At 40.2% G+C, this 25,742-nt stretch carries 16 protein-coding genes; 12 read left to right on the top strand and 4 right to left on the bottom strand.

Annotated features, from left to right (window positions below; translation table 11 throughout):
* The first annotated feature begins 83 nt into the window (after positions 1-83).
* Together ACW6QP_RS04470 and ACW6QP_RS04465 are read left to right on the top strand one after the other, a co-directional pair.
* The gene (locus ACW6QP_RS04470) at positions 84-362 is read left to right on the top strand and encodes a T9SS type A sorting domain-containing protein (protein WP_457909644.1); all 279 of its coding nucleotides are present in this window, start codon (positions 84-86) and stop codon (positions 360-362) included.
* 146 nt (positions 363-508) lie between these two features.
* Complete coding sequence (locus ACW6QP_RS04465) at positions 509-9,376, top strand: PKD-like domain-containing protein (protein ID WP_457909643.1); 8,868 nt, start codon at positions 509-511, stop codon at positions 9,374-9,376.
* Here the strand turns inward: ACW6QP_RS04465 and rsmG are convergent.
* Positions 9,373-10,002, bottom strand: a complete 630-nt coding sequence (gene rsmG / locus ACW6QP_RS04460) for a 16S rRNA (guanine(527)-N(7))-methyltransferase RsmG (protein ID WP_457909642.1) — start codon at positions 10,000-10,002, stop codon at positions 9,373-9,375. The genes ACW6QP_RS04465 and rsmG overlap by 4 nt on opposite strands.
* 168 nt (positions 10,003-10,170) lie before the next feature.
* Between rsmG and ACW6QP_RS04455 the strand changes: the two genes are divergently transcribed.
* Positions 10,171-11,361: a pyridoxal phosphate-dependent aminotransferase gene (locus tag ACW6QP_RS04455; RefSeq protein ID WP_457909641.1), complete on the top strand. Its 1,191-nt coding sequence runs from the start codon at positions 10,171-10,173 to the stop codon at positions 11,359-11,361.
* A 53-nt stretch (positions 11,362-11,414) separates the two neighbouring features.
* Here ACW6QP_RS04455 and ACW6QP_RS04450 read toward each other — a convergent pair whose 3' ends face one another.
* Positions 11,415-12,911, bottom strand: coding sequence for a TrkH family potassium uptake protein (locus tag ACW6QP_RS04450; RefSeq protein ID WP_457909640.1), 1,497 nt, complete (start codon positions 12,909-12,911; stop codon positions 11,415-11,417).
* Positions 12,911-14,260: a Trk system potassium transporter TrkA gene (gene trkA, locus ACW6QP_RS04445; protein ID WP_457909639.1), complete on the bottom strand. Its 1,350-nt coding sequence runs from the start codon at positions 14,258-14,260 to the stop codon at positions 12,911-12,913. The genes ACW6QP_RS04450 and trkA overlap by 1 nt, the downstream gene beginning before the upstream one ends.
* A 138-nt stretch (positions 14,261-14,398) precedes the next feature.
* Between trkA and ubiE the strand changes: the two genes are divergently transcribed.
* Together ubiE and porT are read left to right on the top strand one after the other, a co-directional pair.
* On the top strand, positions 14,399-15,127 hold the full coding sequence (ubiE, locus tag ACW6QP_RS04440) for a bifunctional demethylmenaquinone methyltransferase/2-methoxy-6-polyprenyl-1,4-benzoquinol methylase UbiE (protein ID WP_457909638.1): 729 nt from the start codon (positions 14,399-14,401) through the stop codon (positions 15,125-15,127).
* A 4-nt stretch (positions 15,128-15,131) separates the two neighbouring features.
* On the top strand, positions 15,132-15,794 hold the full coding sequence (gene porT, locus ACW6QP_RS04435; RefSeq protein ID WP_457909637.1) for a type IX secretion/gliding motility protein PorT/SprT: 663 nt from the start codon (positions 15,132-15,134) through the stop codon (positions 15,792-15,794).
* 1 nt (position 15,795) lies between these two features.
* Here the strand turns inward: porT and ACW6QP_RS04430 are convergent, their stop codons facing one another.
* Positions 15,796-16,527: a TrmH family RNA methyltransferase gene (locus tag ACW6QP_RS04430; RefSeq protein WP_457909636.1), complete on the bottom strand. Its 732-nt coding sequence runs from the start codon at positions 16,525-16,527 to the stop codon at positions 15,796-15,798.
* A 37-nt stretch (positions 16,528-16,564) separates the two neighbouring features.
* Here ACW6QP_RS04430 and tamL point away from each other — a divergent pair, with 37 nt between their 5' ends.
* The 7 genes from tamL (at position 16,565) to ACW6QP_RS04395 (ending at position 25,740) form a co-directional block, all read left to right on the top strand.
* The gene (tamL, locus tag ACW6QP_RS04425) at positions 16,565-19,132 is read left to right on the top strand and encodes a translocation and assembly module lipoprotein TamL (protein WP_457909635.1); all 2,568 of its coding nucleotides are present in this window, start codon (positions 16,565-16,567) and stop codon (positions 19,130-19,132) included.
* Between the two features lie 43 nt (positions 19,133-19,175).
* Complete coding sequence (fbaA, locus tag ACW6QP_RS04420; RefSeq protein ID WP_457909634.1) at positions 19,176-20,243, top strand: class II fructose-bisphosphate aldolase; 1,068 nt, start codon at positions 19,176-19,178, stop codon at positions 20,241-20,243.
* Positions 20,244-20,330: 87 nt separating this feature from the next.
* Entirely contained in the window at positions 20,331-21,188 is an 858-nt protein-coding gene (accD, locus tag ACW6QP_RS04415; RefSeq protein WP_457909633.1) for an acetyl-CoA carboxylase, carboxyltransferase subunit beta, read from the top strand.
* Between the two features lie 97 nt (positions 21,189-21,285).
* Entirely contained in the window at positions 21,286-21,555 is a 270-nt protein-coding gene (rpsO, locus tag ACW6QP_RS04410; RefSeq protein WP_457909632.1) for a 30S ribosomal protein S15, read from the top strand.
* 197 nt (positions 21,556-21,752) lie between these two features.
* A complete protein-coding gene (locus ACW6QP_RS04405; protein ID WP_457909631.1) occupies positions 21,753-24,002 on the top strand; it encodes a polyribonucleotide nucleotidyltransferase in 2,250 nt (749 codons plus the stop codon).
* A gap of 287 nt (positions 24,003-24,289) precedes the next feature.
* Positions 24,290-25,153 (top strand): sigma-70 family RNA polymerase sigma factor, encoded by an 864-nt coding sequence (locus ACW6QP_RS04400; RefSeq protein WP_457909630.1) that lies wholly within the window; start codon positions 24,290-24,292, stop codon positions 25,151-25,153.
* 176 nt (positions 25,154-25,329) lie between these two features.
* Positions 25,330-25,740 (top strand): BLUF domain-containing protein, encoded by a 411-nt coding sequence (locus ACW6QP_RS04395; protein ID WP_457909629.1) that lies wholly within the window; start codon positions 25,330-25,332, stop codon positions 25,738-25,740.
* Positions 25,741-25,742 lie beyond the last annotated feature (2 nt).

Genomic DNA, 25,742 nt, shown 5'->3' with positions numbered 1-25,742 from the left:
TTTTTCATGTTTCTAAGATATTTGTTTTGTAACAAACAGTCTTAAATTTTATGTCCGAGTAAAGGTAGCAACTCCAGCCGCCGGTGATTACCAATCCTGGAACAATTACACCCGAAATTCTTGAGGGCTTAGGAGTAAGATACGACCACAGCCGAAGAGAACTTATGATCTTAAACCCTCACGAAATTGAAATAACCGAAGTAATGTTATTTGACCTGGTTGGAAAACAAATTCAGAATTTTGTCAACATTCCACTACAAAAAGAAATTAAGTTAAATGTACGCCCCATAAATTCCAGTGTTTATATAGTCAAAATCTTAACCCCGGGAGGAGCTAAAAACCAAAAATTTCTTATGAAATAATGTAAGTTTTTTCGCACAAAAAGACTTAAAATTGTTTTCGCTTAAAACCTGAAAACAAGGCTTTTAAACGAAATATTTCTTTTGAAAAATTGTTAAGGTTCAGAAATTATAATTAATTTTATCAATTATTTATAATTAAGGAGCCTATGGGTGAAATTACCTCCCGAGTTTTTTTAGCGGTTTTTTTCTGGAGCATTATCACATTGCTCCCCACTTCTGCTATGGCTTTAAACTATGAAGGTCCTTCGCCGATTCCTGGTTCCAAAGGAACTGCAAAAGGATATTTCGTAGGTTTCGTGCTTTACAATGCACCTACAATATCTTTAAAAGAAAATAATCCGGCTAGCTGTGAAAATGCCAGCGATGGTAGCTTACTAATTGAAATATCGGGTGGTACCACACCATATACAATTTCCTGGAGCGATGGTTCTTCTGGAAACTCTGAATCCTTGAATAATTTATCGCCCGGTCAGTATTCGGTTACCGTTACAGATGGCGAGGGAGAACAGGCTTCTGACACATTTACCGTTACTTTCCAGGACGATGTAAAACCAGTTGTAGCTACCCGGAATTTAACAGTACAATTAAACAATAATGGAACTGCATCTATTCAGGCCAGCGATATCAATAATGGTTCTTCTGATAACTGTGGCATCGACACTATATCTGTTAGTCCGAATAATTTCGATTGCACCAATGTGGGTGCGAACACTGTCACGCTAAGCGTTACCGATATAAATGGGAATACCAATTCAGCAATAGCAACTGTGACCGTAGAAGACAATGTAAAACCCCAGGTAATCACGCAGGACATCACGGTTCAGCTCGATGCAAATGGCCAAGCTAGCATAACTCCTGAAGATATTAACAATGGTTCTAACGACACCTGTGGAATTCAAAATTTGAGTCTGAATGTTAACAGCTTCAACTGTTCAAATATTGGCAATAACACGGTGACCCTAACCATTACGGACAACAATGGAAATTCAGCTTATAAAGATGCTACCGTAACGGTACAGGACAATATCGATCCAGAAGTTATCACCCAGAATATCAGGGTTCAACTCGATGCCAACGGACACGCCAGCATTACAACTGAAGATATTGATAATGGCTCTAATGACGCCTGTGGAATTCAAAATCTTAGTTTAGATACCAGCACTTTTAACTGCTCCAATATTGGTGACAATATTGTTACATTAACCGCCACCGATGAAAATGGAAATTCAGCTTCAGAAACAGCTACCGTTATCGTAGAAGATAATATAGATCCGGTAACGCCAAATATACCGGCCCTCGAATGGACGTGTGAAGATGAAATCAAAGATTTCCCTACCACTAACGACAATTGCTCAGGAGAAATAACCGCTACAACTAATGATGACTTGGTATTCGAAGGTTTTGGAACCTATTCTATTACCTGGACGTTTACCGATGATTCAGGAAATTTTGTTACAGCCACTCAGGAAATTATAATTCCAGAACCCACAGTAGAGATCCCTAACATAAATAATAGTGCATTTTGTAATACAGAAACAGTTCCTGACATTAATTTTTCAGGAGAAAATACTACCTCATTCCAATGGTCTTACGAAAAAAACAGCAATACAGATATTGGGCTTGCTTCGAGCGGAACAGGCAACATCCCAGCATTTACCGCCAAGAATAATAGTAGCGAACCTGTCGTTGTAAACTTTACTGTGATTCCTTTTGGCGGAAATTGCCAGGGAGAACCCAAAAACTTTCAAATAACTATAAATCCTACTCCCTCCATAACAATCCCAAACGATATTGAAATTTGTGAGGGAGAAACAATTAGTACTATAGATCTTTCCAATTTTTCGGTAGATGGAAGTATTGTGGAATGGACCAATGACAATACACAAATAGGTCTAAACGCTAACGGGACTGGTAACATCGCTTCATTTATTGCCGCAAATGGTACCAACCAGGCACAAATTGCAACAATTTCCCTTATACCTTCTGCAAATAATTGCGTTGGTGAAACCCAAACCTTTACAATTGAAGTAAAGCCGAAACCTCAGTTTGAAATTCCAGAAATTCCAGAATTTTGTAATGGTGCACCCACCCAGGCAATACCATTGTCCCCAAATTTTAGTGGTATTACCTATGACATAACCGGTGGTTCTTCTATTGGACTATCCAATAAATCGGGGGTGACTGAAATCCCTTCTTTTACTCCGGTCAATAATTCAGATGCTCCCGTTAATGCTACAATAAAAATCACCCCAAAAGCTAACGGCTGTATTGGTGAAACTGTAGAAGTTCCAATAACTGTAAAACCTAGTCCGGTTGTAGTCGCTTCATTTAGCAATCAAATCTGTTCCGAAGAAACAACAAATATTTCATTATCGAGTTCTGTAAACAACACAGGGTTTACCTGGACGGTTGTTGCACCAGCAGGTATAGAAGGTGCCGCAAGTGGAAGTTTAGCTACCGAAGGAACAATTGAACAAGAGCTTATTAATACTACTTCCCAGGCGCAAACTGTAATTTATCGAATTACCCCGGATGCAAATAATTGCAGTGGGGCAACCATTCCAATATCAATTACAGTAAATCCCACACCTGATTTTGACATCACCATCCCTGAATGTGTTACAAGTGTAGATCTAACCAACTCCTCGATAAAGAACAATAATAATTTAACTTACACTTACTGGGAAGATGAGGACGCTACTTTAGAAGTGAGCAATCCTAAAGAAGTTGGGCTGGGAACATATTTTATTAAAGGTGAGAGTGCACAGGGTTGCTCTAACACAAAGGAAGTTATAATCACACAAATCACTCCTAAACTCACCAGTTCAGCCATAGTGGATGAAGTATGTTCTGGGGCTTCATTTTATTATGAATTTGAAAGTAATATTCCAGCTAAAAATTATTACTGGGTTAGAAGAGAAAGAGAAGGAATTAATGGAACAGAAAGTGGTGAAGGAAATATTGAAGACATATTGACTAACAATTCTCAGTCAACTATCACGGTGGAATATGAAATTATAATTGAATCTGAAAACGGATGTGTAGTTGGGGAAGAAAATCCAATTATTATTGAGGTTCCTGTAAGTCCTTCACCAAAATTAACAGGAGATAAAACCTTTGAAGTTTGTAGTGGACAAGAATTTGACACCAATAATGGGCTCGATATTTCCAATTCCACGTTTTCGTGGGAAATGGTGCCTAGAAATGGAATAAGTGCTACTAAAACTTCCGGCACGGGAGCTATAAACACAACCTTAACCAACTCTACTGATACTAGAATAAACAGGGTTGAATTTGTTTACAGTTTTGCTTACGGCAGTTGTAATCCAAAGACCGAAAGTGTTTTTGTTGATGTGAAACCCGCTCCTATAGTAGAAGCTGGTGTATCGATGGCTAATCAATCTAAAAACGATGCAGTACAGGAAATAGAAATCTGTTCACCTTCAAGTCCGGCCGAGATTAATGATATAAAATTATATTCGAGCTCTACCTTAAATCAGGAATCGGCGGAACCGCTTAATCTCAATTACAATTTTGAAAACGGAAACCAGGGGTGGTCTTCTTCCGGTTCTCCTAATTGGAGTAGGGCCAATGATGGCAGATTAGCTTATGAAAATTGTTATTGGTGGATTTTTTGTTCAGATGTAAATTTCGATAGTCCAAATGGTAATCGATATTTTTTATTAAATGGCCAAAACAACGTTAATAATAGTCGATTAATAAGTCCACCAATTAATACTGTTGGTCAAAGTAATATTCGCCTTACTTTTGATCATTATTTCAGAAACTCCAGTGGTAGGGGTTTTATAGAATACTCAATTAACGGGGGAAATAACTGGCAGCGAATAGAGCAAAACCAGAGTTATAATAATCCTCAAGGTTCTCCAAACAATTTCGCTTCTTCAGGTGAATTTACACTTCCTTCAGGGCACGAAAATTTAATATTGAGATTTCGTTATAATGGAGGTGGAAACGAAAGAGATTATTGGGCTATTGATAATATAAATATAACGAGTGAATCAGCTACAAGCTCTTCAGTTTACTGGACTCGTTCAGACGATGCAAATTGGCGAGTAGAAAACAAACCAAATTTATTACCAGAAGATATTGGCCAGGTTACCGAAACTACGGTTTTTACTGCTACTTATACATACGATATTGAAAATGAAGATATTTGTAACCAGGGAAGTAAATCTGTAAAGGTAATAGTTAAAGATCCACTTCAACCAAGAATAGTTGCAGATTATTGTGCTTTTGAAGAATCAAATAAGATAAGACTTTCTGCAGATCAAGAATATGATACTTACAGATGGGAATCTCCAGGTGAAATAATATCTAACGGTGCTTCTATTGATATCAACCTGGCTCAGACATATACCTTATTTGTCACGAAAGATGGTTGTGAAGCCTCAACCTCCATAACACCTAGTGAAAATTTAGTTACTAATGGTGATTTTGAAGATGGAAATACAGGTTTTAGCACGGTTTACAGATATGTTGCACCAGGAGGGAATTTATACCCAGAAGGAGATTATGCTGTTGATAATAATGCCAGAGATTACCATAATGATTTCTATGGATTTGGACATGGAGGATCGGGGAATTTCATGATTGTAAATGGAGATCCAAGTCAGGGAAATGTGGTGTGGCAAACAGATCCTATAACAATTACCCCAGATACAGATTATTATTTTAGCGCCTGGACCTCTAATCTAGTTGCCCGAGAAGAAGCAAGATTAAGATTAGTTATAACTTTACCCGGCCAGAATACACCTCTGGCTGAAAGTAATTTAGGGGATCTTACAGGATTACCCAGTGGCGAATGGATTCAATTCTATAATCCCCAAGTATGGAATTCTGGGTCTAACACTGAAGTTGTACTTAAAATCATTAATGAAAACCCGGTAAGAGATGGAAACGATTTTGGAATAGATGATATTTCTTTCTCAGCCTTTAGGTCTTTCGATTTTGAGTTTACTCCAGAAAATAATGGGCCAGTTTGCGAAAATGAAACTATAGAGTTAACCGCCAATTTAGATGGCGGCCGTTTACCTATTACTTTTGACTGGACAGGCCCCAATGGTTTTAGCCACTCTACCACAATTACAGAACAAGAAGACTTAGCGGCAGCAGACACTCTAAGTATTCCTAACGCTACCCCAGAAATGGCCGGTGAATACTCTCTGCAAATCACCGATTTCTATGGATGTAATCTTGAATCAAAAACCACTACAGTAGAGATAATTCAAAAAGCTGTAGTACATGCTGGAGAGAATATGGTAATTTGTTCTAACGAACCGGTAATAGATCTTTCTGAAGCTTCAATTACTCATCCAACAATTAAAACAGGTTTTTGGACTACCATTAATGGCGATAATTCTCGATTTACTAATCCTAACAGCATTAATACAACCTATAATCCTAATGAAGATGAGATAAATTCCGGCGAAATCGAATTAATCCTAACTTCAGATCAGGATACAGGAGCAATATGTGAATCAGTAAGTGACACGATAAATATAATTTTTAATTTAAGTCCTGTACTAGAACTCGTTCCTCAAGATGTGGCTTGTTTTGAAGGAAACAATGGGCAAATAGAAGTTATTATAGCTGAAAATACGGGCACAAGCCCTTTCTCCTACCAATGGAGTAATGGCCAAACAGGAAGAGTAGCAGATAACCTGATAGCAGGAGATTATTATGTTGATGTTACTGATGCCAGTTCCTGTACTGTAAGGTCAGATACCATAACCATAAAACAGCCTGAAAAATTATTGGTAGGAAATCCTATAGAATTGGAAGAAGCCTCCTGTTTTGGTGATTTTGGAGCTGTAGTTACGATACCAGTAAGCGGCGGACTTTTTGCTGAAGAAACTGTTGACGCAGATAACATTCCGTACCAACTGGATATATTGAATTCCGAAGGAAATTCTGTAAGTTTAAGTGAAGACCAGATTACTTATAATATTACTGATGAACAATTTATAATTTCAGGTCTCCAGGGAGGTAAAGCTTATACATTTCTGGTAAGTTCAAGTGAAAATTGTTCTGCTGAAGTTAAAACATTTACCACACTAACTCCTCCCGAGATCAATGCCGGAGAAACTCCTGAAATCTCAGAATGTGGAGTAAGGACTATATGGCTTGCCGCATCCCCGGTAGACCCTGAAATTGGAACTGGTAGTTGGTCCTACAATAATGGGGAAACAGAATTATTGGGAGATCCAACCAATCCGAACACAAGCTTAACAGGGCAGGCTGGTAAGGCATATACCCTCACGTGGCGTGTTACTTCCGCTTCAAATCCAACCTGTATTGTTTCCAGAGATATCGAAGTTTTTTTCCCACCTTCCTGTAGCCAGTTAAATTTTGATGGTATAGATGACTTTGTAGATCTTGGTAATCATTACAATTTTAGTGCAGGATTTTCAATAGAGGCGTGGATAAAACCACATTCAACTTCTGGAACAAAAACAATTTTTTCAAAAAGGTCCTCCGAAAATCAAAATGCCGGCTACGATCTTTCTCTTAATAATGGTGCACCAACCTTTAGGGTACTTGACAAAAGTGTAGTTTCGGGCAGTAAAGTCAATACAAATCGGTGGTTCCATATTGCCGCTGTTTACAATCCAGGTTCTCAACTTAAAATCTATGTAGATGGTATTGAAATTCAAACAAATGCCAGCAATATTCCAAATTCGGTTGCCGCTACAGAAACCCCTGCACTTATTGGTGCAACCTATGCTCCAAATGAAATTATAGAAAGCAAAGATCATTTTGAAGGCTATATTGAAGAGGTAAGAATTTGGGAAGGAGCAATTAGCGCGACCCAAATAAGGTTTTTTATGAACCAACGCCTTGAAAAAGAAGGAGATAACGTGAGTGGTGCAGTACTTGGAAATAACTTAAATCTTCCCAATGCTCCTGAAGCTATTACCTGGACTAAGTTAAATGGTTATTATCAGCTCTTAGCACAAAATAATCTTATTGGTGATGGTTTTACAGGTAATCTTGGAAATATTGGCGCAACTGCGAATGGTTTACTCAAAAACATTCAGGATATGCAAGAAAACACCGCTCCAATGCCCTATGAATCAAACAATGGAGGAGCTTGGCATAATAGAAGTAGCTGGGACTCCAACTCCACCAAATTCTGGACTTTTCCTAACGACAAGGGTATTAACGGAGAGGAAATAAACTGGAACATCGCTGTTCAAAAACACAATCTTAACTCGAACAATAAGGATATTAAACTGCTTGGCCTTTTTAATGAATCCGGGCAGGATCTTGAAATGCAGGGAACTAATAATGAATCGGGCAATGAATTGCGCATTACTCATTACCTAAAACTCGACGGATTCATAGATCTTAATGGAGAATCCCAGTTGGTGCAAACCTCGGGTAGTATTTTGGATGAAACCAGTTCTGGTTATATTGAAAGAGACCAGCAGGGTACTCAGAATTCATTTAATTATAATTATTGGAGTGCCCCGGTAAGCAGGCAGAACACAGCTAATAATTCTGGTTATACAATTGCTTCCATATTGAAAGATGGAACAAACACAAACAGTCCCCAAGACTTAAGCTTTGCTTACGCCCACACTCACGCCGATGCGAGTTATTCCGGGAATAAGCGAATAAGTACCTATTGGCTACACAAATTTCACGGAGATGCCAATTCTTATGGGCACTGGCGTTGGATAGGCCATACCGGCGAGCTTAAAGCCGGTGAAGGTTTCACAATGAAAGGAACTTCAGGACAGGCGGCCATCAGTGACCAACAGAACTACATATTTCAGGGAAAACCAAATAACGGAACCATAGCCTTAAATATTTCAAATAATGAAAATCGCCTGGTTGGAAATCCATATCCTTCAGCCCTCGATGCCGATGAATTTTTACGGGATAACCTTAAGGATATAAACGGGGGACGAAATTCCCAGAATGTCTTTAACGGAGCCTTATATTTCTGGGATCATTTCGGGCAGGAGAACTCACACGTATTAAGAGAATATGTGGGAGGCTATGCCACTTATAACCTTTCGGGAGGAGCACCGGCAGCTTCAACAGATTTCCGAATAAACAATAGTACAGATAAGGAAGGAAGCAAAGTACCACAACGTTATGTGCCGGTTGGGCAGGGCTTTTTTGTAAATACTGTGCTAGACGACGCGGTTTCAGGAAACTATTCAATTAGCGGTGGTAATGTGCTATTCAAAAATAACCAGCGTATTTTCAAAAAAGAAACGATTTCAGAATCAAGGTTCCTGCGACCCGAAGAACATTCCAAAGAAAAACAGGCCGAATACAAACAGGATACCCGGTACAAACTTCGACTTAAATTCAAGTCTCCGGCAGGTTATCATAGACAACTTTTGGCCACAGCCGATGCCAATACGACCAATGATTTCGACCTGGGTTATGATGCGCCAATGATAGATAACAACCTGGAAGACATGTATTGGCTTATCAAGGATGTCGAATTTGTGATTCAGGGGGTTCCCAATTTTAATCCAGATCAGGTTTTACCCTTGGGTCTAAAAACTGCCAAACCCGGCAGGATGGAAATCTCTATCGATAGTTTGGAGAACTTCCCCGATAATCTTCCTGTATTTTTGAAGAATAAATATGATAGCACTTATCACGATTTAAGGAAGGAAGCTTACACCAGCCAGATAACTTCAGAAGGAGAGAACAACGACCAATATGAAATAGTTTTCAGCCAACCTCAAACTGAAAATGTTGAGGGGGATTTTAGCGAAATCAATCTTAGCATCCGTTATTATCATCAGGAACAACAAATCCATCTTCTAAACCCCGATTTACTCGATATTCAGCAGCTTAAAATCTACTCGATAACTGGCCAGGAAGTTGCGAGTTTTGGAAATCAACCCATTCAAAAAGATATACGCCTGCGCCTTAAAAATCCATTAAGCAATGCAGTTTATATAGTTAAAGTGATGACTGCTCAGGAAAGTTATTCGGGTAAATTTTTATTCAAAAAAAGAGACTAGCCTTTAAACTTAAGCGGTAGATACACCACTTTTTTGGTTTCGTAAAATTCCTCCTCAAAATAATCTGAAAGCTCAAATATTCGGGCTTTCGGATAATCTTTTAATTCTTCGGAAAGATCGCCGCCTTTTAAATACAGTATCCCGTTCTTGAATTCATGCTGATTTTTTTTAGCAATTTTACCCTTCGTCCAGTGTACGAAGGTGGGCATCGCTGCCACGGCGCGACTCACGATAAAATCGAACTGCCCGGGAATTTCTTCAACCCTGGAATTGGTAGTTTTCACGTTTGTAAGTTCGAGGCCTGCAACTACTTCATCAACTACTTTTATTTTCTTTCCTATAGAATCTACCAGGTGAAAATTGGTTTCCGGAAACAATATCGCCAGCGGAATACCGGGAAAGCCGCCTCCTGTTCCCACGTCAAGAATTTTGGCCCCGGGTTTAAAGTCCTGAATTTTAGCAATACCCAACGAATGCAATACGTGCCGCAGGTAAAGTTCATCGATATCTTTTCGGGAAACCACATTGATTTTTACATTCCAATCTTTATATAGTTCTTCGAGTTTTGCGAATTTTTGCTTTTGATCTTCGGTTAAATTGGGAAAGTATTTTGTAATTAAATCCAAGGCCTTCAGTTTTGTCGCAAAAATACATAAAATTGAGGTGGAATTAATTCTTTCAATTTTCAGAAAATTTTACCTTTACCGGTGTTTCTCTCCAAAATTGGAAGAAATTCAAAACCACACGCGCAGCAAGGCTGTAAACGAAATTTTTAAACTTTAAGCATTTTCAAAATGAAAGAACAACTTTCTAACCGAATCAACAATCTGGCGACTTCTCAAACCCTGGCGATGGCTGCCAAAGCGCGTGAATTAAAAGCCGAAGGAAAGGACATTATTGGTCTTAGCCTGGGAGAACCCGACTTCAACACCCCCGATTTTATCAAAGAAGCGGCTATACAAGCCATAAACGATAATTACAACACTTACACGCCGGTAGATGGTTATGTCGAGTTGAAGAATGCCATTATCAACAAATTCAAAAGAGATAATAACCTAAGCTATGAGCCTTCCCAAATAGTGGTTTCTACAGGAGCCAAACAATCTTTGGCTAATGTAGCAATGGTTCTTTTGAATCCGGGCGACGAAGTTTTATTGCCCTGTCCTTATTGGGTTAGTTATGCTGAAATCGTAAAACTTGCTGAAGGAGTTCCGATTGAATTGCCTACTACAGTAGATTCAGATTTTAAAATTACTCCGCAGCAACTGGAAAAAGCGATTACTCCAAAAACCAAAATGATTTGGTACAGCTCTCCCTGTAACCCCAGCGGGATGCTCTACACCAAAGAAGAACTTCGAGCCCTGGCCGATGTTTTGGTGAAACACCCTAATATAATCGTAGTAAGTGACGAGATTTATGAGCATATCAATTTTGTTGGAGAACATGCCTCTATGGCAGAGTTCGACGATATGTACGACCGGGTAGTTACGGTAAATGGAGTTTCCAAAGCTTTTGCTATGACGGGCTGGAGAATTGGATATATTGGCGCTCCCTCCTGGATAGCCCGCGCCTGTAATAAGATGCAGGGCCAAATTACCAGCGGCGCCAATTGTATCGCCCAGAGAGCTACGATTACCGCCTTAGAAGCTCCTGTGAGCAAAATTTCATATATGATCGATACCTTCAAAAAAAGAAGGAAATTGATCATCGATCTATTAGATGATATCGAAGGCTTTGTCACTCCCGAGCCTCAGGGTGCTTTTTATGTATTTCCAAATATTTCTCATTTCTTCGGAAAAACCTTAAAAGGACATAAAATTGAAAACGCCACCGATTTTTCTATGTTTCTTTTGGAAGAGGCTCTGGTAGCCACCGTTACCGGAGATGCCTTCGGAAATCCGGATTGTATACGAATTTCTTATGCGGCCAGCGAAGAACAAATCGAGGAAGCACTGCAGCGAATTAAAAAAGCAGTTTCAGAATAAATTTCAGAAATTAAAATGAAAGAAGGTCGGGTGAAAGCCCGACCTTTTTTTTATTAGTGATTACGCCAAAAATGGGGAGTAAGTAGAATAAGCACCGTAAATAATTCCAGTCGCCCAATTAACATTAAAAAGGAGCACCAGTATTTCCCGGCATCGGGTAGGATATCGAAATTATTTACCGGCCCTAATGCACCCAATGCCGGCCCCACATTTCCTAAGGAAGATGCGGCACCTCCGATGGCAGTTTCAAAATCAAGGCCTAAACCTCCAAGAACCACGGCTCCAATTATAAAGGATAACATATAAAGGATAAAAAAGCCCAGGATGTTAAATACAATATCATTGCTAATCGATTTTCCGTTTAACCGAACCGGAAGTATCGCATTGGGGTGCAGGCTGCGCTTAAACTCGGTTATCCCGTTTCTAATCATAATAATATGACGCATTACCTTTACCCCACCCGAAGTAGATCCTGCCGAACCGCCTAAAAAGAACAAGCCAAAAAATACCACCGTGAGAAAAGGAGTCCACATGGTATAATCGGCTGTAACAAAGCCAGTGGTGGTGATAATGGCAATGACCTGGAAGAGGGCGTGTCGAAAGGCACTCTCGGCCTCACCCCACACCATAGGATGCTCTACCTGGGATAAACTCACATCGGCTTCAAAATAAATGAGCAGGGCTGCAATTAAAGTAAAACCTGCTATAAAGGTTAAATACCATTTAAATTCGTCGTCTTTTAAAACCTTTTGAATTCGGCCTTTAAAACTAAAATAACTCAATACAAAATTCGATCCAGCCAGAATCATAAAAACAATAACGATATATTGAATCACAGGCCGGTCATTCCAATAAGCCATACTCAGGTTTTTAGTCGAAAAACCTCCTGTAGATAGGGTAGAAAGCGAATGATTTATCGCATCGAAAAAGCTCATCCCGGCCACTCGTAGCAAAATGGTTTCAGCCACAGTGTAAGACACATAAATTAACCAGAGTCGCTTGGCGGTATCGGTGATGCGGGGCTTTAATTTATCGGCATTGGGCCCGGGAGCTTCAGCGGCAAAAAGCTGCATCCCTCCAATTCCAAGAAGTGGCAGAATCGCGATAGCTAAAACTATAATTCCCATTCCGCCGATCCAATGAGTAAGACTTCGCCAAAAAAGAATCCCTTTGGGAATAGATTCTATATCATTTAATATGGAAGCACCGGTAGTGGTATAGCCCGACATGGTCTCAAAAAAAGCATTGGTAAAGCCCGGAATTGACTCGCTAATCACATAAGGCAGGGTACCGCTAAGGGCCATAAAAATCCATCCGAAGGTAACGATGATATAACCCTCGCGTTTTTTCATATCGGTGCTGTGTCCTCTTGTCGAGTACATCAATAAAACCCCGATAAATAAGGTAATTAAAGCTGCGGTAGAAATTTCAAGGGTTACGCCATCCTGGTAGTACCAGCTTATAAGTACTGCGGTTAACATAAAGCCTCCATTGCAAAGCAATAAAAGCCCCATTACGTGCAGAATGATCTGGTAATTAAGTTTAGGCATTACAAAAAGAGTTTTTCAACCTTTTTAATAGATCTTGGCAAACAGCAAACTACAATCCTATCACCGGCCCGAATCATAAAATCACCCAAAGCTATAATTCCCTCTCCATTTCTAATAATTCCACCAATTATAGCCGAACGTGGAAAGTCTAAATTTTTAATCTGCTTGTCGCAAACCTGCGAACCGGGTTTAACTATGAATTCCAGTAATTCGGCATTCATATTATTGATTTTGGTCATCGCAACCACCTCCCCTTTACGCACATATCTAAAGATGTTATTTGCGGCCAGAAGTTTTTTATTGATTAACGTATCGATACCGATAGAATGGCTAAGCTGATAATAATCCATATTCTCAACCAGGGAAATGGTCTTTTTCACGCTTTTGCTTTTAGCTACCAGGCAGGACATAATATTGGTTTCCGAATTTCCTGTAACGGCAATAAAAGCATCCATATCGTGAATGTTTTCTTCTTCCAGAAGTTCAACATTTCGCCCGTCCCCATAGATAACAAGGGTTCGGGGCAATTCATCGGCCAGGTCGTAGGCTTTTGGTTTAACCTGTTCGATAAGTTTTACATTGAAATTCTTTCCGCAGAGATCGATAGCGGTTTTACGACCTATTTTACTTCCGCCGAGAATCATCACGTTTTTGATTTCCTGCTTGCTCTTCCCGGTAAGTTTGTAAAGATTTTCCACACCGCTTTTCAAAGTGATAAAATTCACCTGGTCGCCGCGCTTAAACTCGGTGTCTCCACGCGGAATGAGCGTATATTGAGTACCGTAGCGTTGGATAGCGATAGGCACAAAATTAAGTTCAGGAAAAATACGACCGGCTTCCTGCACGGTTTTCCCAACAAAGGGCGCATTATGAGAAAGGCTAAGGCCAATCATTGTAAGCGCTCCGTTTTCAAACTCGTAACTATCGTTAAAAGCCGACTGGTTTAAAAGCAAACTAATTTCCCGGGCTGCAAGGGCTTCAGGAGAGATAAGCTCGTCTATTCCAAATTGAGAAAATCCGATCTCATCTTTATTTTCAAGAAATTCGGTATTGGAAATTCGGGCGATAGTTCTTTTGGCGCCAAGCTGTTTCGCTAAAACACAAACGGTAATATTTGTGGCTTCGCTCGAGGTAACCGCGATAAGCATATCTACATGCTTTACCTGGGCATCTTTTAAAATAGCTATAGAAGTAGCATCACCTTTAACCGTTCGAATATCCAGATGCGTATCGGCGTATATCAGTTTATCCCTACTGGTATCGATTAGGGTAATATCCTGGGACTCAAAAGATAGAAGTTTTGCTAAATGAAAACCTACTTCTCCAGCCCCCGCGATAATTATCTTCATATAACAGCTTGAAATTGAAAAGAAGAACAAAGGTATGTTATTTTGGATAAACCAAAAACTAAAGCCCCCCACAACAAATTTTTAAAGAATACAAGTCATTTTTTTAAGATACCTTATCTTTGGCGCAAATTCTACAGAATGAGCAAAGAGGCTTCCGGCTATAAAGGTTCCCAATTAAAGAAAAAACAGGTAGAAGAGATGTTCGACAACATTTCTGAAAACTATGATGGTTTAAACCGGGTTATTTCCTTTGGCACCGATGTGAAATGGCGCAAAAAAGTGATCGGGCTGGTTAAACAATCGGGGGCTAATGAGGTGCTGGATATCGCTACCGGAACCGGAGATCTTGCCATTCAAATTGCAGCTGAAACCAATGCCGATAAAATTGTTGGCCTAGACCTTTCTGAAGGTATGTTGGCCGTGGGTCGCAAAAAAATCGCTGCAAAACAATTTGAAGACAGAATTGAAATGATTCAGGGAGATTCTGAAAATTTGCCTTTTGATGACAATTCTTTTGATGCCATTACTGTAGCTTTTGGTGTTCGTAATTTTGAAAACCTTGAAAAAGGTTTAAAAGAAATAAACCGGGTACTTAGACCCGGCGGAATTTTTGTAGTTCTGGAAACCTCGGTCCCTACCCGATTCCCATATAAACAGGGTTATAGTTTTTATTCCGGTTATATTTTACCGCTAATTGGGAAACTATTTTCAAAAGACAAACAGGCGTATTCTTACCTTAGTAAAAGTGCCGCTTCGTTTCCTTTTGGACAGGACTTCAACAATATTTTAGCAAAATCGGGGTTTAATAAGGTGAATGATGACCCACAAACTTTTGGGGTAGCCACCATTTACACGGCTTCAAAATAAATTTATGAAAAAATTTTTGGTGATTGCATTAGTGATAATGTGTTCTCAGGCTGCCCAGGCCCAGCTATTTGGGGAGCGTATTCTTAATAATGAAAATTTTGACCGCCAGCGTTGGTCCTGGGGATATTATCTTGGGTTTAACACCTATGATTTCAAAATTAAGTATGATGGTGAAGTGGCTCCCAACGGGAACGACTTAATCGTAGAAACCAACCCGGGATTTAATGTGGGGCTAATTGGAAACCTAAAACTTACCAATAACCTCGATCTTAGGCTCGAACCCGGGGTAAGTTTTAACACCCGAAACCTGCGCCCTCCTTACAGCCAGGATGTTGAAGAAATCAATGCCACCTACGTTCACATCCCGCTTTTATTAAAATTTTCGGCCGATAGGCTTAACAATTTCAAACCTTTTGTAGTGGGCGGATTATCAACTTCCATTAACCTGTCCAGCAACGAAAACAATCCCGACGTTGATACTCCCCTAACAACCAATAATTATAATTATGAATTGGGGATTGGAGTAGATCTATACTTATTTTACTTCAAATTTACCCCATCTATTCGGGGCGTGTTTACTTTAAATAACGAAATGGTAGATTCGGTGTACCGGCAGGTGGATGCAATGCATACCCGCGCGGTTTTCCTGAATTTTACTTTCCAGTAATTTAAGTATTTCTGCGAAGTTCACTTAAACATATGGCTGTAGCCGTAGCCACATTAAGACTTTCGGTTTGCTGAAATTCCCCGAAGCGTGGGATATTTATTTTTTGAGTGATAAGCTTTTTAATCTCTTCTGAAATGCCATTGGCTTCATTGCCCATAACCAATACAGCTTCAGCAGGCAGTTTTTGCCGGTAGATATTATCACCTTCCATAAAGGTTCCTAATACAGGAACTTCTGCAGGTAAATCTTTCAAAAACTTTTCAAGATTCAGATAATTGATATTTACCCTCCCCAGGGAGCCCATACTGGCCTGCACCACCTTTGGGTTATAACAATCAACACAGCTTTCAGAACATATAATTTCGTTGATCCCAAACCAGTCACAAAGCCTTATGATAGTACCTAAATTACCTGGATCACGAACTTCATCTAAAGCCAGCATTATGCCTGAAGCCTTTATCGGCCGGCTTTGGGGAATCTCAAAAATCGCCAGGACCCCAGCCGGGGTTTTGAGCTGGCTTATTTTTTTTAAATCTGTTTCTGAAACTATTTCAGGAGAATAATTGGAAAATTCTTCAAAATCTTCAGAAACATATAAATTGCGCAGCTTAAAGCCGGCCCGCAGAAACTCCATCACCGACTTTTTGCCTTCCACCGAAAACAACTGATTTTTAAGTCGGTATTTTTTTTGTGCGAGGCTTCTTATTAACTTAATTTGGCTTTTGCTAACCATGCAAAAAATGTATTTTTGATTTCTTAAAAACGACTGCTTGAATCGGCTTTCCGCAAAAATATCAATATTTTCGCTACTTATATTTTTATTGATTTCCTGCAACGCTGTTAAACGTGTAGAAGATGATGAAAAGCTGTTAACCAACAACACCATTTATCTAAATGGTGAAAAGATTAACGAATCGCGAATTTACAACCAGCTTTATCAGGAACCTAACACAAAATTCCTGGGCCTTCCATTACGCCTGTACTTTTACAATCTCGCAAGGCCAAATATAGATTCGATCTTATACCATAAATATCTGGGCGACCCTGACAAAAGCGCAAAATTGGAAGCTATACTTTCCCGAAAGCAGTATGAGAAATACCTGCATTCCCGGGAAAATTTCAATAAATGGATTAAAAGAACCGGGGAAGCTCCGGTAATTGTAAGTGAAGAGGAAACTAAAAAATCGGTAAACCGTCTACAATCCTGGTACTGGAATCACGGTTGGTTTAATGTGGAAACCGATTATGAAATTATTCCCGCCGATGGCAAAAAGCGGGCTGAAGTAGAGTACTATATCACCACCCGCCAGCCTTATATGGTAGATTCTATTAGCGAACGCATAGAATCTAAGGTGATAGATTCTATTTACCAGGCACATACCGAAGAAGCCGAAATCAAAGAGAACGTGCAATACCGCACCCTGGATTATAATGCTGAAAGAGACCGGCTCACCAAGCTTTTCAGAAATAACGGGGTTTATAATTTCGACCAGGAATTTATAAGTTTCGAGGCCGATACAGTAGACACGAAAAACAAGGTAAATACCACCGTAATTATCAACAATCGCAAGTTCACCCAAATGGACACGGTAGAAACTACCGATTTCAAGGTGCACAAAATAAGCAAGGTGAATATTTTCACCGATTATACCTATGCCAACCGAAACAGGCCCATAACCGATAGTACCAGCTTTGAAGACTACCACATTTACAGTTATGACGAGCTGGAGTACAAACCCGAGGCGCTCACCGATGCAGTGTTTATGCGGCCCGGTAAAATTTATACCGATATAGATCGTACCCGCACCTATAATCGATTGAATTCTTTGCGGGTTTTCAAATATCCAAATATTCAATATGGATTGGATCCAGCCGATACCACACGAACAGACCTGGTAGCTAATATTTTTCTCACCCCCCAACCAAAATATTCGGTAGGTTTTGATTTTGACGTGTCGCAAAGCAATATTCAGAAATTTGCGATAGGTTTTGGAGGTTCGCTTTTAATTCGAAATGTATTTGGAGGCCTGGAAAATTTGGAGATTTCAGGAAGGGGAAGTATAGGTTCTTCGGCCGATGCTGCCACCACCCGCGACAAAGACCAGTTTTTTGATATCACAGAAGTAGGGGCAGATTTAAAGCTGACCTTCCCCAGAATCTTTTTACCCCTGGACACCGAGGCTTTAATTCCGAAATATATGTCTCCGTTTACCAGCTTGAGCCTGGGGTTAAGCACCCAGCACAATATAGGTTTGGACAAACAAAACCTCTCGGGAATTCTCAATTATCGCTGGACTCCCAACAGGCAATTATCCCACAGGCTGGATTTGCTTAATTTACAATACGTACGAAACCTGAATACCGATAATTATTTCAATGTGTATCGTAATTCCTATAACGAATTAAATGAAATTGTTCAATCGCCAAACGTGGTAACAAATCCCAATTATTTGAGAGACGACGGCCGTTTAAGCATCCCCACCGGAGCCGAAAATTTCATAAGAGATGTCACCAATAATTCGGGGCTCACCACCGGGCTAAACGATGAACAACGACAAATGGTAAGGTTTGTAAGGGAGCGTAAAAACCGTCTAACAGAAAACAACCTTATTTTCGCTTCCAACTACACTTATTTATGGAATACCAAAGAAAATCTTTACGACCAGGAATTTACCCGTTTCAGATTTAAAATTGAAACCGCAGGAAATGCTTTACAGGCGGCCTCAAAACTCCTGGACCTTGAACGAAATGAAAATGGTAATTACGAGATGCTGGGAGTGAGTTTCTCTCAATATGTAAAGACCGAACTTGATTTTATAAAACACTGGCAAATAGGTCGTGAGGATATCCTGGCTTTTAGGGCTTTTGGCGGGGCGGCTATTCCTTATGGAAATGCCAACAGCATTCCGTTTGTGCGCAGTTTTTTCGCCGGGGGTCCCAACGATAACCGCGCCTGGCAGGCCTACGATCTTGGCCCCGGGAGCAGTGGTGGCCGTAATGAATTTAACGAGGCCAATATGAAACTGGCTTTCAACCTGGAATACAGATACAATCTTTTTGGCGCCCTGCACAGTGCTGTATTTATAGACGCGGGAAACATCTGGAATGTGCTCGATATTGTTGAAGAAGAAGCTGCAACCTTCACCTCACTTTCAGATTTAAAGGATATCGCCGTTGGGTCGGGATTTGGACTTCGCTACGATTTTAACTTTTTTGTACTGCGTTTTGATATTGGCTTTAAAACCTACGACCCTGCCCTGCCCGACGGCGAAAGATGGTTTAAAAGATACAATTTTGGCAATGCCGTTTATAATGTAGGGATCAATTATCCTTTCTAAGCCAACATATTTTCTTATTTTTGTAAGCCTAAATAATCAAATTATGAGTCACAACATAAAACCTGGCGTAGCCACAGGAAAAGAAGTTCAGGAAATATTCAATTTTGCCAAGAAAAAAGGCTTTGCCCTCCCCGCAGTAAACGTAGTAAGTTCAAGTACTATCAATGCTGTTTTGGAAACTGCAGCCGAGCTTAAGGCTCCCGTAATTATCCAGTTTTCTAATGGAGGATCCCAGTTTAATGCCGGGAAAGGACTTTCTAACGAAAATGAGAAAGCTGCTATCGCAGGAGCCATTGCCGGAGCAAAACATGTACACGAACTTGCTGAACTTTATGGTGCGACTGTAATTATGCATACCGACCACTGTGCAAAAAAATTACTTCCCTGGATAGACGGTCTTCTAGATGCCAGCGAAAAGCATTATGAGCAATTTGGAAAGCCGCTTTACAGCTCACATATGATAGATCTTTCAGAAGAATCTTTGGAAGAGAATATCGAGATCTGCAAAAAGTATCTTGAGCGTATGAGCAAAATGGGGATGACTCTTGAGATCGAACTGGGAATTACCGGTGGTGAAGAAGATGGAGTAGACAATACCGATGTTGATTCTTCAAAGTTATACACCCAACCAGAAGAGGTTGCTTACGCCTACGAAGAACTTAGCAAAGTAAGCGATCAATTTACTATCGCTGCTGCCTTCGGAAATGTACACGGGGTATACAAACCCGGAAACGTAAAACTTACGCCGAAAATCCTTAAAAATTCTCAGGAATATATCACCGAGAAATATGGGGTGGAAGAAAACCATATCGATTTTGTATTCCACGGAGGAAGTGGTTCTACCGTTGAAGAGATTCGTGAAGCTATTGGCTACGGAGTAATCAAAATGAATATCGATACCGACCTTCAATACGCCTATACCGAAGGAATTAGAGATTATATGGCTGCCAAGAAAGATTATCTGGCTACTCAAATTGGTAATCCTGATGGTGACGATGTTCCTAATAAGAAATACTATGATCCGAGAAAATGGGTACGTGAAGGAGAACTTACCTTCAAGGCCCGCCTTAAAAAGGCATTCGAAGATCTTAACAATGTAAAGACTTTATAAAAGACCTATGAAAACAGCTGAAATCTCCAGGATTTCGGCTGTTTTTGTATTTATAGCTTACCCTAAACAAACCCGAAATTTAACTGAATGGCTTGGTTTAAAAGAACACAAAAAGGAATTCAAACCCCAACCGAACAAAAGAAAGATGTTCCCAAGGGGCTATGGTACAAATCTCCTACCGGGAAGATCGTAGATGCCGAACAATTAGAAAGCAATTTCTATGTAAGTCCTGAAGATGGTTACCATGTTAGAATAGGCAGCAAGGAGTATTTTCAAATTCTTTTCGATGATAATAAATTCGAAGAGTTCGATAAGAATATGACCTCTAAAGATCCGCTGGATTTTAAAGACACTAAAAAGTACACCGAAAGACTTAAGGCTGCCGAAGAAAAAACTGGGCTTAAAGATGCCGTGCGTACTGCCGTTGGAAAATCTAAAGGAAAAGACCTGGTAATCGCCTGTATGGATTTTCGCTTTATTGGAGGGTCTATGGGATCTGTAGTTGGGGAAAAAATTGCCCGTGCAGCCGATTACTCCTTGAAGAATAAAATCCCGTTTATGATCATCTCAAAATCGGGAGGAGCCAGGATGATGGAAGCAGCGCTTTCATTAATGCAGTTAGCCAAAACTTCTGTAAAACTGGCACAACTTGCCGAGGCAAAAATTCCTTACATTTCCCTTTGTACCGACCCTACAACCGGGGGTACAACCGCATCGTTCGCGATGCTTGGAGATATCAATATTTCTGAACCCGGTGCATTAATTGGTTTTGCCGGGCCAAGGGTAGTAAAAGATACCACCGGAAAAGACCTGCCCGAGGATTTCCAAACTTCTGAATTCCTGCTGGAACACGGATTTTTAGACTTTATCGTGAAGCGTTCAGAATTAAAAAATAAGGTGAATCTTTACCTGGATTTAATTCAAAATCAGCCCATAAGAAAATAAATATTGCTTTAACGAGCGAATCATTGCGGAAAATAGTATATTTGCCGCCTGACAGAAAACCTGTCAAATACATAAAAATCATTTAAACAATATTGGAATGTATCTAAGCGCAGAAAAAAAGCAGGAAATTTTTGAAAAACACGGTAAAGGAAAAAACGATACCGGTTCTGCTGAAGGGCAAATCGCTCTTTTTACTTACAGAATTGCTCACCTTTCAGAGCACTTGAAAAAGAATCGTAAAGATTTTAACACCGAGCGTTCGCTGGTAAGGCTGGTAGGTAAAAGAAGAAGCCTGCTTGATTATTTAATGAAGAAAGATATTATGAGATATCGTGCTATCGTTAAAGAATTAGGATTAAGAAAATAATTTTCAAGGGGGCTTTACGCCCCCTTTTTTTATTTATAAAAGCCCCTCTGGGGCGAAAAATTGTCATTCGCTAAGCGAATAGTTTTTCATTGGTCTAACAACAACTACACACAACACAACTCAGACCGTCCTGTTTGACGGAGACCATTGTTTAACACAAACCTGTAAAACCAGGTTTGACTTTGAAAAATTTATCTATGATTCCACAAGTATTTAAAGAGGTCATCGATCTTGGAGATGGAAGAGAAATCTCGATCGAAACCGGAAAATTAGCAAAACAAGCCCACGGGTCGGTTGTTGTGCAAATGGGGAAAGCGATGCTGCTTTGTACCGTTGTTTCTTCTTATAAGGAGAGCACTATGGACTTTTTTCCATTAACTGTAGACTATCGCGAAAAATTTGCGGCCGCAGGCCGTTACCCGGGTGGTTTCTTCAAAAGAGAAGCCCGCCCAAGCGACGGGGAAGTACTTACTATGCGTATAGTAGACCGTGTACTTCGCCCGCTATTCCCTTCAGATTACAGAACTGAGACCCAGGTGATGATTCAGTTGATGTCTCACGACGAAGAAGTAATGCCCGATGCTCTTGCAGGTTTGGCAGCTTCAGCAGCGATACAACTGTCTGACATTCCTTTTGAAACCGCAATTTCTGAAGCTCGTGTAGGTAGAATTAACGGGGAATTTGTAATTAACCCAAGCCGTAGCCAGTTGGCAGAATCTGATATCGATATGATCATCGGTGCTTCAGAAGATTCAGTAATGATGGTAGAGGGTGAAATGAAAGAAATTTCAGAAGAAGAAATGGCCGATGCCATTCAATTCGCTCACGAAGCCATAAAAAAACAAATCGCCGCGCAACATAGACTGGCCGATGCTTTTGGAAGAAAGCAGGTTAGAGAATATGCCACCGCTGAAGAAAATGAAGAAATCGAGCAAAAAGTTCGCCAGGCAGCTTATGATAAGATTTACGAAATCGCTAAAGGCGGTCACGGTAAAAAAGAACGCAGCGAGGCATTTTCAGCAGTAAAAGAAGAGGTATTAGCCTTGTTTTCTGAAGAAGAACTGGAAGAGAACGAAAAGCTGATTAAAAAATATTACAGCAAAACCGAGAAAGAAGCCGTTAGAGAACTAACCCTGGCTGATGGTATACGATTAGACGGCAGAAAAACCGACGAAATCAGACCAATTTGGTGTGAAACCGATTATTTACCATCGGTTCACGGTTCGGCAATTTTCACCCGTGGGGAAACTCAGGCCCTGGCAACCGTAACTCTTGGGACTTCAAGAGAAGCCAATACCATAGATATGCCAACCCACCAGGGAGAAGAAACTTTCTACCTGCATTACAACTTCCCTCCGTTTTGTACTGGAGAAGCTTACCCGATTAGAGGTACTTCAAGACGTGAAATAGGACATGGTAACCTTGCACAGCGCGCCCTTAAAGGAATGATTCCTGAAAACAACCCTTACACCGTAAGAATTGTTTCTGAAGTATTGGAATCTAATGGTTCGTCTTCTATGGCTACCGTTTGTGCCGGAACTATGGCGATGATGGATGCCGGAATTCAAATGAAAAAACCGGTTTCAGGGATTGCTATGGGATTGATCTCTGATGGAGATCGTCACGCGGTACTTTCTGATATTCTTGGAGATGAAGATCACCTGGGAGATATGGACTTTAAAGTAACCGGGACTGCCGACGGGATCACAGCCTGCCAGATGGATATTAAAGTAAAAGGACTTCCTTATGATATTTTGGTAAAAGCGCTAAAACAAGCTCGTGCCGGAAGACTTCATATTCTTGAAAAACTTACCGAAACCATTTCTGAGCCTAACCAGGAAGTGAAAGCTCACGCGCCAAAAATCATCACCAGAAGAATACCGAATGAATTTATTGGTGCATTGATTGGACCTGGAGGAAAAGTTATTCAGGAACTACAAAAAACTACAGGAACCGAAATCGTAATTAACGAAGATCCTGTAACCGAAGAGGGAATTGTTGAGATTCTTGGTACCGATCCTGAAGGAATCAAAAAAGTTCTGGCTAAAATTGACTCTATCACCTTTAAACCCGAAAAAGGAGCTATCTATAAAGTTAAGGTGATTAAAGTTCTTGATTTTGGTGCTGTGGTAGAGTATCTTGAGGCTCCAGGAAATGAGGTGCTGCTTCATATTTCTGAACTTGCCTGGGAACGCACCGATAATGTTACCGATATTGTAAATATTGGTGATGAGATCGAGGTGAAATATTTTGGTGTAGATCCAAAAACCAGAAAAGAGAAAGTTTCAAGAAAAGCTTTGCTTGAAAAACCTGAAGGTTACCAGGCACGTCCGCCAAGAGACAACGACCGTAACGACAGAGGTCGTGACAATCGTGGCTCTCGTGACAACCGTGGTGGCCGTGATGACCGCAGCCGCGGCAATAGACCTAACCGTAGAGATGATTAATTTCTGCTGAATTATATTTCAAAAAGCTGTCTTCGGGCAGCTTTTTTTTATTTCCGGTTGTTTCTGAAAGCTATATTCCCTGCTTCCGACTAAGTTGTGGCGTAAAAATTTTCGATTTGCACATTTTCCTGCTGAAGCCAATTATATTAAGGCTTCCGAAGAATAAATATGGTTGGGTTAAGATTGACTTTTCCAAATTTTTTAAAAAAATTGTAACATTTCCGGAAGTACTTACGTATCACTATATACAAGAGCTATTCACAATTAAAAATCCAAGGAGACGATAGATGAGACAACTGAAGATTACGAAGCAGGTTACTAACCGTGAAACCGCTTCGCTGGATAAGTATTTACAGGAAATAGGAAAAGTTGATTTGATTACTGCCGATGAAGAGGTAGAATTAGCTCAGCGAATCAAAGCAGGCGACACCCGCGCCCTTGAAAAATTAACCAAAGCAAACTTAAGATTCGTGGTTTCGGTAGCAAAACAATACCAAAACCAGGGTCTAACCCTCCCCGACCTTATTAACGAAGGAAATCTGGGCCTTATCAAAGCCGCCAAAAGATTTGATGAAACCCGTGGTTTTAAATTTATTTCTTATGCCGTTTGGTGGATTCGCCAGTCTATACTTCAGGCTTTGGCCGAACAGTCACGTATTGTAAGACTTCCGCTAAACAAGATTGGGTCTATTAACAAGATCAATAAAACCTTTGCATTTTTAGAGCAATCACACGAGCGTCCGCCCAGTGCTGAAGAAATCGCCAAGGAGCTGGATATGACTATTAATGACGTAAAGGAATCTATGAAGAATTCCGGCCGTCACGTATCTATGGATGCTCCTCTGGTAGAAGGTGAGGATTCTAACCTTTACGATGTATTGCGTTCAGGCGAATCTCCAAACCCCGATAAAGAGCTTTTACACGAGTCTCTTAGAACCGAGATAGAGCGTGCTCTGGAAACCCTTACCCCGCGTGAAGCCGATGTAATTCGACTTTATTTTGGCCTGGGAGACCAGCACCCAATGACTTTGGAAGAAATTGGCGAGACTTTTGATTTAACACGTGAAAGAGTTAGACAAATTAAAGAAAAAGCGATTAGAAGGTTGAAACATACCTCAAGAAGTAAAATCCTAAAAACCTATCTAGGATAAATATTGAAGATGACAACAGTTAATACCGGCTGATTACCGGTTAGTAACATAACTGTTCGTTTTTTGATTGATGAATGACCCCGGCGTGATGAACCGGGGTTTTTTCATGCTTGTAAGTGAAATTCTTACTTCCCGAAAAATAATGCTATCTTTAAACGATTCTTAATAACCATTCTATGCGCTACGCTATAAGCTATGTGAGCACAGTAAGCTCATCACTTTATGACGAGGAAATCCAGGAGGCATTACACTTCAGCAAAAATTGGAACAACGACAATTCAATTACAGGAATTTTACTCTATTCTCAGGGCAACTTTTTTCAGGTACTCGAAGGAGACCAGGAAAAGCTCAAAAAACTGTTTCAACGAATTAAAGATGATGAAAGACATTACGACATCATCACCATCTTTGAAAAAGAGGTAGAAGCTCAAAAATTCGATGAGTATGACGCCGGATTTATCTCCCTGGATTCACGATATGATTCCCGTGATTTTGAAAGGTATCTAACTCAAATTCATAAACTCAATCCGCAAATACAGGGATCGGTAAAGTATATTCTAAATAAATTTGCTGAAGGCATCAATTAGCT

It is taken from the genome of Salegentibacter haimaensis (genome assembly GCF_054121495.1).
This window is presented reverse-complemented; position numbering and strand designations above follow the sequence as displayed.